The sequence below is a fragment of the Pseudomonas sp. NEEL19 genome (assembly GCF_028751975.1).
Classification (GTDB): Bacteria; Pseudomonadota; Gammaproteobacteria; order Pseudomonadales; family Pseudomonadaceae; genus Aquipseudomonas; species Aquipseudomonas juntendi.
Genome location: NZ_CP081491.1, coordinates 2,306,494 through 2,320,823, shown reverse-complemented (window position 1 = coordinate 2,320,823; position 14,330 = coordinate 2,306,494). Strand labels below are relative to the sequence as shown.

11 protein-coding genes are annotated in these 14,330 nt (G+C 60.5%); all 11 read right to left on the bottom strand.

All coding sequences use genetic code 11. The features are described 5' to 3' along the window. Window positions 1-65: 65 nt before the first annotated feature. The gene (locus K4A76_RS10420) at window positions 66-1,202 is read right to left on the bottom strand and encodes an OmpA family protein (protein ID WP_274412108.1); all 1,137 of its coding nucleotides are present in this window, start codon (window positions 1,200-1,202) and stop codon (window positions 66-68) included. A gap of 21 nt (window positions 1,203-1,223) precedes the next feature. Continuing rightward, on the bottom strand, window positions 1,224-1,664 hold the full coding sequence (gene tssE / locus K4A76_RS10415) for a type VI secretion system baseplate subunit TssE (protein WP_274412107.1): 441 nt from the start codon (window positions 1,662-1,664) through the stop codon (window positions 1,224-1,226). A 4-nt stretch (window positions 1,665-1,668) separates the two neighbouring features. After that, a complete protein-coding gene (gene tssJ, locus K4A76_RS10410; RefSeq protein ID WP_274412106.1) occupies window positions 1,669-2,205 on the bottom strand; it encodes a type VI secretion system lipoprotein TssJ in 537 nt (178 codons plus the stop codon). Next, on the bottom strand, window positions 2,186-3,277 hold the full coding sequence (gene tssG / locus K4A76_RS10405) for a type VI secretion system baseplate subunit TssG (protein ID WP_274412105.1): 1,092 nt from the start codon (window positions 3,275-3,277) through the stop codon (window positions 2,186-2,188). The genes tssJ and tssG overlap by 20 nt, the downstream gene beginning before the upstream one ends. Further along, on the bottom strand, window positions 3,241-5,010 hold the full coding sequence (gene tssF, locus K4A76_RS10400) for a type VI secretion system baseplate subunit TssF (protein ID WP_274412104.1): 1,770 nt from the start codon (window positions 5,008-5,010) through the stop codon (window positions 3,241-3,243). The genes tssG and tssF overlap by 37 nt, the downstream gene beginning before the upstream one ends. Before the next feature lie 23 nt (window positions 5,011-5,033). Further along, window positions 5,034-6,620 (bottom strand): type VI secretion system protein TssA, encoded by a 1,587-nt coding sequence (tssA, locus tag K4A76_RS10395; RefSeq protein ID WP_274412103.1) that lies wholly within the window; start codon window positions 6,618-6,620, stop codon window positions 5,034-5,036. Then, on the bottom strand, window positions 6,617-9,868 hold the full coding sequence (locus K4A76_RS10390; protein ID WP_443218421.1) for an ImcF-related family protein: 3,252 nt from the start codon (window positions 9,866-9,868) through the stop codon (window positions 6,617-6,619). The genes tssA and K4A76_RS10390 overlap by 4 nt, the downstream gene beginning before the upstream one ends. 49 nt (window positions 9,869-9,917) lie before the next feature. Further along, window positions 9,918-11,036: a hypothetical protein gene (locus tag K4A76_RS10385; protein WP_274412101.1), complete on the bottom strand. Its 1,119-nt coding sequence runs from the start codon at window positions 11,034-11,036 to the stop codon at window positions 9,918-9,920. Window positions 11,037-11,047: 11 nt separating this feature from the next. Continuing rightward, entirely contained in the window at window positions 11,048-11,305 is a 258-nt protein-coding gene (locus tag K4A76_RS10380) for a PAAR domain-containing protein (RefSeq protein WP_274412100.1), read from the bottom strand. Beyond that, entirely contained in the window at window positions 11,305-11,799 is a 495-nt protein-coding gene (locus K4A76_RS10375) for a DUF3304 domain-containing protein (protein ID WP_443218420.1), read from the bottom strand. The genes K4A76_RS10380 and K4A76_RS10375 overlap by 1 nt, the downstream gene beginning before the upstream one ends. An 85-nt stretch (window positions 11,800-11,884) precedes the next feature. Then, complete coding sequence (locus K4A76_RS10370) at window positions 11,885-14,233, bottom strand: T6SS phospholipase effector Tle1-like catalytic domain-containing protein (protein WP_274412099.1); 2,349 nt, start codon at window positions 14,231-14,233, stop codon at window positions 11,885-11,887. Between the last annotated feature and the right edge of the window lie 97 nt (window positions 14,234-14,330).

Sequence of the window (14,330 nt, the reverse complement as noted above, 5' to 3'; positions counted from 1 at the left end):
GCTATCGAAACTACGCTTTCTTTTGGCACACGGCCTGGATGTTCAGTTAGGCACTACCTCGTGTGTCAAAGGTCGGCGAGATCGTTGCACGCGCTGCTCTGTGGCAGCATTCGGATATCCACGCGCCGATTCTCAGCGCGCCCAAGCCGGGTAGCATTGCTACTGACTGGCTGGCTGGCGGCAACACCTTGCACAGCGAAGCAACTGTCCGGGATGTTCCCCATGCGCTGCATCCAGTCGCGCACGGCCAAGGCACGGGCTCTGGACAGGTCGAGGTTTCTGGCCGCATCACCCCGTGCGTCCGCGTGCCCGGAGATCACGATCAGCCAACCCGGTTGAGCCTTGATACCCACCAGTGCATTGATCAGCGCTTTGGTAGAACCTGGTTTCAGTTCGGCACTGCCCGGCTCGAACAGGTTCAGGCTATCGAGTTGGATCGGCTCAGGCGTGGGGGCGTTTTTGATTTGCCTGGATGCCCATTCTTGCCAGCCTAACCATCCCGCAAAAACGCAGGAGACCGACAGTACCAGCAGCCACGGCAACACCGCGCGCTTCTGCACCACAGGCTCGACCACAAAACTGTAGGCCGGTGGTGCTGAAACCACTGCGGCGATCTGTGGGCTAAGCGCTGGCGTAGCGGGTGACCCCCATGGTTGCAACGCAAGCGGCATCGGCACGTCGCGGCCTCCCGACATGCGCTGCATCACGCTGCTGACCTGCTGTCGAAACACCTTCAGCGAGGCCAAGGGGGCGTGGCCAAGCTGCTCCAGGCGACGCTCCAGCCGCCCCAGTTCAGTAATCAGTTCCCCCAGCGTCACCAGGCTCGCTCCGCCCCACTCCAGCATTCGGACCAAAGGATGCAACCGGGCAAACAACCAGGCGATGAGATCGATACGGGATGAAACTTGCAACGGCCACAAGCGCGGCCACGCGTCCGTAAGTGTGCAGAGCAGTGCCACGCCCTCGGTCAAACCCGCGAGCCCTGCACGGTAACTACGCGCCAGGATGAAGGACACTGCCGTCTGCAGCTCCACCCCGTTCCGCTCGAAGAGCCTCAAGCACAATGCTTCGACTTTTGCCCAGTCGACGTCAGGGCACGCGGGGTGATCAAGCTTGGCCAGCTCGCCGCGCAACACCTTGAACTCATCAAAACTGCCTGGGTCGCCTCCCAGGCGAATCCGCATTTCAAAAAGCGCCGTCATCTGGCCCCCTTGTCTGTAGGTTTACGGCTTGGTGAGATAGCCTTCCTGCTTCAGGTGACGCACGACCACCCTTCCATCTGGCGCAAGCGTGGCCCCGAAGGCGGCCCGGCCACCGCCGTTGATGCGAACTTCGAGGGCGTATTCCAGGTGGCCCGGCCGTCGCTGCACCAGCAGCTGAATGCGGACTTCTGCAAGCCGTGGCTCATATCTGCGCAAGGTGCTCACGATGTCATTCATCAACCCATGGGCCGAGGCAGGCAACCCTTGTAAAACCGTGCCCATATCCGGTAAGCCATATTCCGGCAGATGGGCGAGGGTTCCGGCGCGGCTGTTCAGAATGCGCTGGAGATTGTCCAGAACCGAGAGCGTCAGTTGGTCATCCTCACTGACCCGCTGCAGTTCCAGCTCGCCGCTGTAATGCTGCAGCAGCGTTTCGTAAAGCGAAGGGCCTGGCTCGGTCATGTGCTCAGCCCTCGGCGCGCGGCCGCAACTTCAAGCGGTTGTCGCCCAGTTCAATGACCCTGGGCTGGTCCGGGGCGAGATCATCACGCTGCAAGGTCAGGCGCCACGCGTCTTGCTCCAGGTCCGGGTTTCGGAACAAGGCAACAACGGCAATGTACCGGGACTCGCTGTGCAAAGGCGTACTGAGCTGAGCCGCTTCACCAGGTTTGACCACTACAGCCTTTTCGTTCAACAAGTCACTACCCAGCACACGCCCGCCGTGGCTGACCAGATCGTCGTAGGCGGCCCGGTCCAGTGCCTTGTGATCACGCAGTTGATAGACCCGTATCAGCACCGGAACGGACAACCCGCTCATCTCGGTGCGGTCAGTATTCATTGCTGCCCGCCCCGTGAAATCCAGATGCAGTGTTTTGACTTGCTTGTAGAAGATCGCGTGGGCGGTGGAGGCTGTGCCGTCAACGACCTTCTGGGTGAGGCCGCAGCCGCCCAGCAGTATCGCCAACGCCACGGCCGTGAAGCGTTTAGAAGTGGTACGCCACATGTGCTACCTCCCTGTTGCAAGGGTGCAGTTTCAGGCCTTGATAACGACCCAGATTGATGGTGATGGTGTGGGCCGCAGCTTCTTCGCCTGCCGGCAAACCCAGCACTGCAGTCATTCCCAGCCTCACTTGCGTATGGCCAAGCACCGGTACGGGTAACAGACGCAGCGCAATGGAAAGCTGTAGCCTGGCCGTGCAGCGCCACCCGAGGTACACCTCCAGCAGTACTTGCATGTCCAGCAGCAGCTGGCCACCAGGCAGCCACTCGCGCGCCTCATCCGGGTCATTGGTGTGCAGCAAGAGGCGCAACTGGCTGTTCGCATCAAGCCCGACAGTGCCTAGCGGCAAGCCTTGGGAGAGACTGACCGGGCTATCCTTTGCCAGGCTGGCTGGCCGCCCAAGTACCACACGTTGCGGCCAATGGCCGGTGACATGTGCCTGGGTACCTGGAGCCAGCAGCTTGACGAGCGCTGAAATGCCCTCGGCGTTGCGGGTGGGCAAGCGCATAACGCTGAGCAGCGCCAGGAAGCGTGACATGGGCGTGGCAATACGCTCGGCCGTACCCGGTATGCCGAGCCCGATCAAACCCAACAGGCATTGCGAGGTGGTATCGCCCCCGCCCGCCTGAAATGTGGCGGGGTACGAGTATTTACGCCAGATCCGGTAGAACTGGGTGAATACCCGATGGTTGAAGATGTCGAGAAACGCCTCAACGGCTTCGTGGCCTTCACGGCGCTGGGCGATGTCGTCCAGGTAGGCTGTTGGCAGCGGGGAATCGACACCGTACAAACCCAGCAGCCGCGTTCGTATCGTGATAGGTCGTTCGGGGCAGGTGTCGTCAGACTCAATGGCCTTCAGCTCACCTGCGGGAAACCCCATACCCGGATCAGGCCGAAAGCGTACCCCGTCATCACCTGGATGGGCGGTGCTGCCTAACGGCGGGTGATCAACCAGTACCTGCTCCAGTAGCTGGCACACGCGATACACATTGGCCGAGGCAACCTGCCCCTGCAGCACCTGCAAAAGCCCTGCTGCTTTCAGCCGGGAATACGCTGACTGTGATGTTCGCTCCATCGCAGGCACCTCCCCGTAGGTTGCAGGATCAAGGTCAATTGCGTGCACAAGTGAATATCGGCATACAGGGCGAAGAAGCGGCTGAGCATTTCACCGAACAGGCAAATGTCCCCCTCCCCCGAAAAGCCATTGCTGTCGAGCGTCACTTCAATATCCACGCCGCGCAGCAGAAAGCCTTTTTCGAACCGCTGGATAAGGTGATGCCTGACCTCAACGATGGCCTCCAGGCGACGGCGATTGGTTTCGCTACCCGTCCACTCGTACAAGGCCAGCGTGCCCCGCAGCACTTCGGCACTGTTGAGCATGGGCAGGAAGTTCGAGCCCAGATGGCTCAGCACTCGCCAGTGGAAACGGTCACGATTCGGCGGGTAGCTCGGCAGCGTGGGTGAGGTCAGGTTGCGCACCTGCAGCCCGGCTTGGGTGGACTGTGCGGTGGCGTCGAGCAACGTACTGCGCAGCGCCTTGCGCGGCAGTTGGCCATTAGTCCCGGTAAGGCGCAGTGACAGGCTGTTGCGCTGGAGCAGCACGTCCTTGTCAAAGCCTTCCCCGCCCAGGATCAGCCAGGTGTCATGCAGGCCATTGGCGCCCTGCCTGAGGCGGGTATGAAAATACCGCTCCGGCGCTTCATCGCGGAGCATGCCACCCTTGTGGCGAAAGCTGCTGAAAGGCACGTAGTCGTGCCGGACACTGTTCTTCGAACCGGACACCCTGTCCACGGAATAGATTTCCGTGTGCCCGTCCTGCAGCCGCATCGGGCGAAGCAAGTACTCGTTTTGCAGCGGGTCCAGGTTGAGTGGGTCGGCTTCCAGTGGAAACAGGTTGATCACTGGCACCGCGTGCAAGCGAATGTGATCCTGATTGGGTATGAAGGCGTGCGACCACGCTTCATCAAGCACCACTTCCAGTTCGAACCACGGGGCCTGCGCGGGTATCGCAAGCGACTCGAGCCCGCACAGTGTGACGAACATGAACTTCTCACGGAAGGTAAAGTACTCAAGCAACAGTTGATAGCCGCTGAAGGCACTGTCGCCTTTGGGCCAAAGACGGTCATCGTCGGCGAAGCCCTTGGGCTTGAAATGGCCTTCAATTAGCTGGCGCTCTGCCTCGCCCGGTATTCGCACGTACAGTGCCTTTACCTTCAAGGTCAGGGCTTGATGCAGTGCGCTGGCCAACGCTGCATCAGCATTCAAGTACAACGGTAGTCGGGACAGATCCAGCCGATTCCAGTCGGCCAGGTCCCCACGGACAAAACGCAGGCGCAGCACTGCGCGCCCGTCGGGTTCATGATCCAGACGTACGGCGCCCAGCTGGAGCGGTTGTAGTGTCAGAGCCTGTGTTGTGGAATAGCGGCAGCGGGTACGTTGTGGCCCCACTGGCTGAGACAGCACCTCAAAGCCCCTGGCAAGGGTTTCGCTGCTTTTCATCTGGCTCACATCTGGCATCAGTTCAACGATGGCCAGCGAGGGTATGGTGCGCAGGTAGTGCGGCCACAGCAGGCTGACCAGCCCCTCGGTCAGTTCGGGCAAATCGTCGTCCAGTTTTTCACGCAGGCGCCCCATCAGAAACGCGAAGCCCTCGAACAGGCGCTCCACATAGGGGTCTTGCGCGCCGGGTTTGTCCAGGTTCAGCTGCGCGGCACGGTCCGGGAACGCCTGGGCGAACTCTTTACCCGCTTCGCGCAAGTAGCGCATCTCGGCATCGAAGTAGCGCAGGGTTGGGTTGTCCTTATTCAAAACAGGGTCCTGATCAATGTGAGTTAGCTGCACAGCACCGCAGCACGTACAGGGTCAATGGCGACCAACGCCGCCAGCTGCCGCTCCATCTGCCGTGCCAGGGCCGGCCGGTCGGCATCGTTGCGCTGGGCCTTCAAACGCAGCAGTTTGAGCAAACGCGCCTTTACCTCGAAGATCAGCTCGGGCTCCCAGTCGGTCAATGCGTGGTGGTGCGCGGTGGTATCCAGCTCCGTGAACAAATGAATCGCCAGTTCGGCCTTGCCGTATTGCTCGGCCACCCGCGCCATCAGCAGGCGCAGCAACCAGCGTTGGCGCCCGGGCTGCGTATCCGGCCGGTTTGCCAGCCAGGCCAGCGCCTGCTCGACGCCCTCAGCATCGGCTTGCGCCAGCGCCTCGGGTTCCAGTGCAAGGATGTCGCACCTGGCCATGGGGGTTGCCGAGGCTGCAGCAGGCAGCCATTGCGCGCCGCGGCTGTCGCTGACGTGCTGGTTGATCCATTCGCGTGTGGTTTCATCTGCGAAGGCCGATCCATCGCGCCAATACAGCGTGTCTAGCCCGGGCAAGCGCTGCAGCAGCGTGTTCAGGTCATGTTTGATGACGGCTGCCCAGCTACTGTGCGGGTGCGGAGATTTGTTCAAGGCCTGGTGCAGATACCATTGCAGGTCCAGCCAGAAGTGGTTGACGCCTTCGGCATACATGCGCTCGGCCTGGTCGATCAATTCACCCCAGCGTTGCTGCACGTGCAAGCGCTTGAGCTGGACACGGTATTCACCACGTGGGGGCGCCAGGCGGGTTATGCCCTGTGCGTCTTGCGGCGGGACTTGGTGCACGGTGTCCCAGCGCAAGCTCTTCATCAGCCGATGGGCCGCCAGCCAGCCTTCGGGTTGCTCGCGCAGGTAGGTCGCCAACTGCCGCCCGCTGTCCAGCAAGTCTCGCCCGGATTTCACCGACGACGGCTTCGGGCTGGTGGCAGCGTCGTTCGGCACGGAGTCATTGCTGGTTTGCGGAACAATAGCGTCCACCCCGCCCGCCACAGCCAGCCGGGTGGACAGCGCACTGTAAAGGCTTTCCAGGCATGGGCGGTGGTCTTGCGGCCAGGTGCTGAAACCGTGCTCCAGCCATACCAGCGCCGCCACTGTGCGCTGCGCCTCGGCCTTGACCACCTGGGGGTGCAACGACAGGCTGGCCAGCACTCGGCTGCCGGCGAGCCACTCCAGCGCCATTTTCCGGCTGTTCGGGCGCGCCGGCAGGATGTTGGCGGGGTACCGCGCCAGCAACGCGGCCAGCAGGTTCAAACCGTCTGCCAGCCCAGACTCCCCATCCGTGTGCAGGCGAGCCCAGAGGTAATACGTCGCGACGCGCAAGTCTTTGCAGGTCTCTTGCAACAGCTTTTGCCCAAGCTGTGCCACCAGCCCTACGTCGGCCCCGGAGAGGCGGTTGACCTCTTCGCGCATGCGCTGAAAATCGTCGTCGTAGCCCGGGTCTTCACCGACGGGCGTGTCAGCGCTGATGGGGGACAACCAAGTCTCCCAGCGTTGGCTGTGCTCCCGCGCCAAAGCGATGGCATCACTGTCCGGCAGGCAGCTGGTGACCAGATTGTTCAGGTTCATTGCGGGCCCCCGTTCTGCGCGAACCGAGTATCGTCCACGAGGAAGATGTCCCTGGGCAGCCGGAAACTGCGCAGCGTGAGCAGTGCCAGCGGGCCCTCCCCCAGCTCCGTGCGCAGGTGCCAGGTCAGGCCCGTGCCGTCCGGCGCGCTCAGCACCACCCGAAAGCGGCTGTCGCCGTCATCCAGTGGGGTGACGGTGGCCTCTTCCAGCAGGCGTATCAAACCCCAGGTGCCCTGGTAGTCCGCATACAACCGTTCGCCGCCATGGATACCGGTCCAGGTCAGGCTGATGCCGGGGTGGTCACCCTGCCCTGGCCAGCTAAAGCGCTGCCAGCGCTCACGCTGGTTGAAGTAATGATGCTGCTCGCCGTTGAGCACGAAGCGGGTTTGCACCACGTCCTGCACGGGTTTGCCACGCAGCTCGAAGCTCATGCCCATGCCGCCGTCGGTATAGAGCACATCTGCCAGCAAGCTGAGCTGGTTGATTGCTTCCAGAAAGGCAGGGTTGAAACGCAGGCCCTGGCTTTGGCGAGGATCGATCACCCAGCGGCTCCCCTCTTTGCGCACCAGGCCATTGAGTTGCTGGTGCAGGAATTGCTCGATGCGCCCGGAGTCGGCCCGAATCATCTGCCCGAGCATGGGCAGGGATGCATCACTGCTGGAGGCGGCAAAGGGGTAACGGTTGTCAAAGGCGCCATGCCACTCATCGACGATGGCGCGCTGCCAATCCCGGTTCAGGCCAGCAGAAGACGGCTGCAGGATCTGCTGCCAGGCCTGCGTCAACGGCTGCACAAATAGCGCATGGGCTACAGGGCCCCACTCGGCGCCCAAGCTCGCGGCAATCAGGCTTCCGTAGGCCTGCGCATCGGTCAGGTCGACGCCCTTGCCTTGAAATACGGTTTGCGCCAGCACTTGCGTCATGGCTTGCGGGTCTGGGGCGTTGGTGATCTGCTGAAGCTTCAGTCGCACGCTGGTGACGCGGGTGAGGAAGGCTTGCAGGCTCAAGTGGTCACTGCTGGCTTGGCCTTCGGGGGCTTTGCCCAGTAACGCCATCAGCGGACCGAAGGTACTGTCGAGTGGGCCGCTGGGCGCTTGAGCCAGTTGGTCGACCATCGGCGGTGCTTTCTGCCCGACCAGCTTCTGCGCCGACTCGATCAGTGAGTCGGCCAGCGCCTGACCATGGATACCTGCCTGGCCTTGGTAACTTAAGGTGTTCATCAGGGCGATCAGGGGCGACTGGCGGGCATCGCTCATCAGCGTCAATTGGGTGATCACATCATGCAGGCTTGTGCTCTGCTGCCAACGCAGGCTGTTGAGAAAGGCCAGCCAGGCACTGCTGTAATCCCGAAAATAGCGTGCGGTCAGCCGCGCTTTCAGTTGCTCAGGGCTCAGTTCGCCCGCGACATCACCCACGTTGTCGCTCAATACCCAGTCGATTTCTTCACGCCCTGCATTGGCCGCGTCGTCAATAGCCATGCGGACCTGGCCCTCCCAGGCTTCGCGGGTGAACGCGCCGGGCACGTGACCGGTGCTGGTGAACAGCGCGGTCGCGTCGGTGTCGCCAACCATCTGCTGCAAGGCCATTGGGGCATAGTGATTAGCGGCGGTGTCGAGGACGTGTTGGTACAGCGTGGCTTCGGCGTTGCGCTGCCCGAGTTCGGCGAGCAGTACCTGACGGACTTGGCCGATCAACCTGGGGTTGGCCTTGATCGCCCACTCCGGGTGGTTGGGTAGGTGCTCGGCGTAGAACCGCCACATGGCTGGCTGGTTTGCGCCCACAGTGTCGACCAGGAAGTCTGCATCGGCCTTTTCCGGGCGGGCCAACATCAGGTAGGCCTTAAGCTGGGCATAGGCTTGCTGCGCTCGCTTGGCGCGGGCCGGGCTGCCCGGTGCGAGCTTGACCAGCGCGGTAAGTTGCCTCTCCAGGTCGGACACGGCCGGGTCACGAAGCATTCGGTCATTGGCGTCGACATACAGTGGCCAAACCGCCTCACGCAGGTCATCGGAGCGGTTCAGGCCAAAGCGTTGGTACCAGGGAGCTCCGTGCTCGCTGCGGTAGCTCAGGCGGGACAGTTCACGAACCAGCTCGGCCAGGGCGTGCGACGGGTCACTGCCGGTTTCGGGCTGCTGTAGCGGCCGGTACGCAGCTTCCACTCGGCCCACTTCGACACGGTTGCTGGTGAATGAAACCAACAAACCAATGCCCCAAATGGAAGCCAGGCCCAGCACAGAAAGGTATGCGACTCTGACTGGGTGCCAGCCTAAACGTCGGGTACGGGCAGAACGATCATTGAGGATTCCTGACCAGGCTGGATCCCCAGGCCAGTGATGTTCTATTGCCGACGCCGGTTCTGGCCTTTGAGCGGGCAAGCTGAACCACACACCACGAATCTGGATGCCCGGCGTGGCACTTCCTGAGAGGGATTCAATCAAGCGATACCATCGACCACCACCGTCAACCTGCAGGTCACGAGCAAGCCGCAGAAGAAAGTCGTGAGCTATCTGGCCCTCAATCTGCGCCAGCCCCTGCTCGCGCAGCGGCTGTTGCAAGTTATCCAGGCACTCAACCAATTGGGCTGCGGTGAACGGCGATGGTAATTGGCAGCCCACCGCCCGCACGTCACGGGCTGGCTGTGCCCAGTCGCTGTTGCAGACCTGCCACACATGAAGGGATAGCTTCCAGCCCAATAGCCGGGCCAGCCCCTGTAACCAGTTGAAAGTGCCGCCAATAGAGGCGCTATCGCTGCATTGAGCATTGTTCACCACCCAGATGGTGCCATGTAGCCCTCCTCTGCGGACTAACGTGCACCATTGTTCTATCAAGGCTTTATCAAGGGTGGCTTGTACACTCCCCCCCCAGAGCAGAACAGCATCCTTTCCCATCAGCCACAGCTGGCGCGTCAAGCCGGGGGCGACCGCTTCGACTTCGGTTGCCTCACCAACGACGACATATAACCGGACTCGTCGCCGCCAGAACTGACCATGGTGCTGCCGTAAATGCGCCTGGATCTGGGCATTCACATCCGGCAAGCCAGCCTCGACCTCCAGATCTGTAGGCTGCCCCCCAGGATGATGCACAAGCCCCCGGATCCCGTGCAGCACTCCCCGCCATACGAGGACCGATGTTACGAAAAGCAGTCCCCAAAAAATCAGCCCCTTGAAGAGCAGGTCCAGGAGTGAAGTCCGACTGCTCGGCTGCCCTGCCCATAACCACCAGGCCGCCCCACAGGCAGTGACCAATACAGCCATCATTACAGCGAGTAAAAATACCGTTCGCAAAGCAGATACTTTTTGTGATTCAGCTACCTGATTCATGGGGCCGCACAATTCCAAGGGTCAAGATGAAATGAGGGTCTGAAGCCAGCCATGAGCAGGGCACGCCATGCTGCTTGACGTACCAAGCGGCGAGGGTCTGCACGACCATTGCTTCAAGTTGGTTCAACGCACCAAAATTGGCGTCCTGAACGTTGGTCTTGGCATTCCAGCCGATTGTGGCCAGCCCAGGTACGTCAGACTGAGAGAACAACATGCAGATCTGCGCCGGAGCCTCCAGCAGGCTTTGCTCAACGGCCCGTTGGGCAACGGTCGCTAGGTCATCGTCTGCCTGCGAGAACCACTCGCCACGAGAAAAGGACACGTCTCCTTCAGTGCCGAGTAGCCATAGCACTGCCGCCTCGCCTGCCGGCAAAGAACTTGCACGATCAGGCGAGGAACTCTGACAAGCGGCACAGAGAACACGCGCACCATCAGGAACCCCTTGCAACTGATCGATGATCGCGTCAAGGCTAAGAATCCCATCCCATGTCTGAGGATATTCAGGCAGGTGCACGTCAGGACAGCACTGCGCCATCTGTTCGACGAATGCACGCCAGGCTGCCTGCGAGCCATGCCAATAGCAGCTTGATGGGGTCAAGCCCTGATCGGTGCCACGCTGTGCTCCCCACTTCAGTGCGAGCAATGTTGCCAGTTCTTGCTCGCGCTGCTTCGCGTCGCGTCCAAACACCTGGAGCAAACGAAGCGCCAAGCCTTCACCCGTCTCCCGTGCCACGGGTGGCTGTTTCGCATGGTCCAGCAAGCCGTCCAGATCCTCCGGGCTACCGCACGAAGCACTCAGCAGAACCGACTCGACCAGCGCCGCTTTCTGACGATGCTGTACCCACCATGCCTGCTGTTCCCGCTCCACCGCTTCGCCATAGCACTGGGCGTTGTGGCGGTTGAAGCGGAAATAGAGCACATGAATCAAGAATGCCAGTAACCCGGTGAGCAACATGCCCCCCATCGTAAAGGCGGCAAGGTGCGGTGCAACCTTGGAAGGAGGCAGGACACTTCCAACGCCGAGCAATGCCAACAACCCGACTGCCCCTGCAAACCAGCGCGAATAGCGAGGCTCACGCGCCAATGGATAGGGTGCAAACACCGGCAACCTCTTCATGAAGCAGCCAAGGTATCGGGCAAGGAACTGACCAGGCTACATCCGCAAGCACAGCGGTGAGCGTGCAGTGCCACCGGGCAACCATCGATCTCGATCAGATCACTGCCTTCGGCAATCACCGTCAGCCCATGCAGGTTGCAGCGCACAGCGTCCCCCTTGCAGGCAATCGGCTGGTCTTCACACAGATAGTGCCCTTTGAGCACCTCACCGCCTGCCTCACGCAAGCCGTCACCCTTTCTAATGAACGCGTGCATCACTGGTGCTCCTTCTGGTCAGTGCTTTTGGCAGGACATGACTGCGGCTCCGGCAATTGCAGCGGGGTCTTGATCGGGTACTCAGGGCTGCCGTAGGCGTAACAGGAGGTAGTGACCTGAATCTCATCACAGGGCAGGAAATGTACGGTGATGCCGCAGACTTTCTGGTCGGTGTAATCCGGGACGGGGACGACTTTGCTATGCATGCGCCTTTGCGCCAGGATTTCTTGCCGCCAGGCCTTGTACTTCGCCTCATCAGCAAATCCAGGAAATCCCCTTGAGCCTCCTACCCCGGTTTCCCAATCGACCCGTACCATCATCTCTGGCCGCCACTGATCTGGAGCCATGTAACAGCACCCTCCTCCGCCACCTTGATACGGGCCAATAATGTCAATCGCCGAACGGCCATCGACACTGAACCGGTTGATGGCCCTGTGGGTATGGTTGACACCATAGATGCTGCTCGCACTGGCTACCGTAACGCCCACGCACATCGCCACACTGCCGAGGGCCATGTTCAGTACATGGCGCCGCATGAACTGGCCTGCACGTTTTGCATTGACCTGCTGCGCGCCCCTGTCAGCCCACCCCATTGCTTACCTCCTTCGCCGTCGCGTAATGAGCGTCCCAGACTGCAGTGATGCGTTGCTGGCGCTCAAACCTTTGCTGAGGATCCTCCGCTGGAGTTTTCTGGCTATGCTCAAAAGTCCCGGCAATGCTGGATGCAGACGATGACTCCTCCTCAGGACTGACCATAAATGCCAGGTCTCTTCGGTCAGCTTCTCCGAAAAACACCATGCGTTCGTTGAAGTAACTGCCCCAAGGTTCACGTCCTGGCGCGTATCTCACACCCAAAACACGGCCGTTGAGAACGGCGTGCAGAAACCAGGCACGCGAGTCATGTACCTGGTCATCGAACAAGGCACGCAATAGCCCTTCTGGTTTATGGCTGTTAAGGTGCTCGTCAACATTTCCGCGAAAGAGCTCTGTACGATGGTTGCTCTCACCTGGTGGTGGTGGGAAGAGCTGGCTGACTTTTGCACGCCCAGCTGCCTTGACTCGCTCTCGCTCGGCGCGGGTTTCGGCACTATTGCGGTAGGTCAACCATGCGGCTGGGCTCACTTCCTTCGCTATGCGCAAGATCGTCAGGTAAGGGTCGCTATCAAGATTTCGATATCTTTGTCTAAACTCTTCTGCGGCCTCGCGCAATTGGGTTTGTGCTCTGTCTGGGTCAAAATCTGGGATGCCAGGTTCCAGCGGCATGCTCGGAGCGCCTTTGCGCTCGCGGGCTATTTGCTGCAGGCGACGGGCCTGGACCTTCGCCTGCAGTTGCTCCCTCTCTGCCTCGGCGCGTTTACGCGCATCCTCCGTACCGTGCGTATCACTGGCATTACGGTAGAACTGTGTAGTCTTGAGGCTGGCGAAGGCGTAGCGATCAATGCGCCATGCTGTGATCCAAGCGAGTTGGGCGCGTAATGCCTCTTCCAGGGGTACTGGAGCCGACGAGACTTGGTAGCGTTCTATTTGTTCAATCGGAAGTGGATCGATTGCGGAGGCTAGATTGAGAGATACGTGCCGCCAAGCATTGAAACGTTCAGTCAGATCTCTAGAAACGCCGAATGCATCCACCTCTTCAGCATCCATCACTCTCCAACGCTGACTACTTAGACCTATAGGTACTACCTCTTCCGGCACTTTCAACGGTGCGCCATGAGCAAACGCGTCAGCATACAAATCGTTCAGCGCAATCTGCGAAAGTAAGTGGTGATCATCTGGACCGACTGCCTTCCCCTGATCCCCCGGTGGATATCCTCCTCCCTGATCCGAATGCACTCCGGGATAGATCACCTCTACACTGTTTTCCGGGTAGCTACCATTCTCCAGGCGAATAGAGTCCAACGGAAAGCTCAAGCGCTGCTCATGGCTGGCGACGATATGCAGGCAACTCTTGAGCAGCTCCCCCGAAGGCAACGCCTGACTACCATCGCCCCAGCCCATATGCCCGGTCGCCCCCGGCGCAATATCGGCTAACCCCACCGACACCACCGTATCCAGCAGCCCCAGGTATTCCACGCTGACAGGCAGCTTCCATTTCCCAACGACGAGCCCCGGCGTCGATTTGGCTGGCACCAACAATTCATTCAGCCAGTTGACGAACGCCCGCGCCGCAGCCGCGCCCCGCGAAAAGCCATAAATGTACAATCGCACTTCCAACAGCTTGAGCTGAGCCGGCGTGTCACCCTCCAGGGCAATCTCCAAGGTCCGCTGTATGGTGTTGAGTTGCTCGTGGAATATCTTGCGTCGATTGAACCGGCCTTTAATCCATTCAGTTCCGCGCCACGTCCCCATGGCTTCGACGGCTGTCTTGAGCGTCGCGTTATCCAAACGCGGCAGCCCGAGCGCCCGACGCAGCGCATCGATGATCATCAGCAGACCCCAGTTGATCCGCTCTTCACCACGTCGTGCGAAGGCGAGGCCTTCGGTGGTGTAGTCCAAGTCGCCTACCTCGGGAAACGGCGTACCCACTCCAGGCATGTAGTACTTGTAGTAGTCACCGTTGCCAGTACCAGCCTCGTCGGTCAGGCCGTTCGCCCGATCGCTGCGGTGGACCGTGCCTCCAACATGGCCCGCGCCGATTGCGGCGCGGAACAAGCGGGCAATATTGGTAGGGTGCGGCACGGCGGATTCGAACAGATCGTTGTTCAGGTTGTTACCGGTGCCGTCGAAGAACAGACTGATATGCAAAATCCTACTGCACGGCGGCGGCAATCGGTAGCCGGCAACTAGACACAGACTGTCCTGATAGTCACGCACCGGCTTATCCCGTAGCCACTGGTTGCGCTGCACATGCTCGACACTCTGGGGCAGGCGGCCTTGCGCCGGGAACTGGGGCGGCAACCAGACGTTTTTTTTGCTTGTTTCGGACAATGACTTAGTCTCCTGGCCATGCAAATGGGCCTTGATAGAACGTGCGAGAACAACCCCTTGGGCGAGCGGAAGACTGACTAGAATTACCACCCTTTAA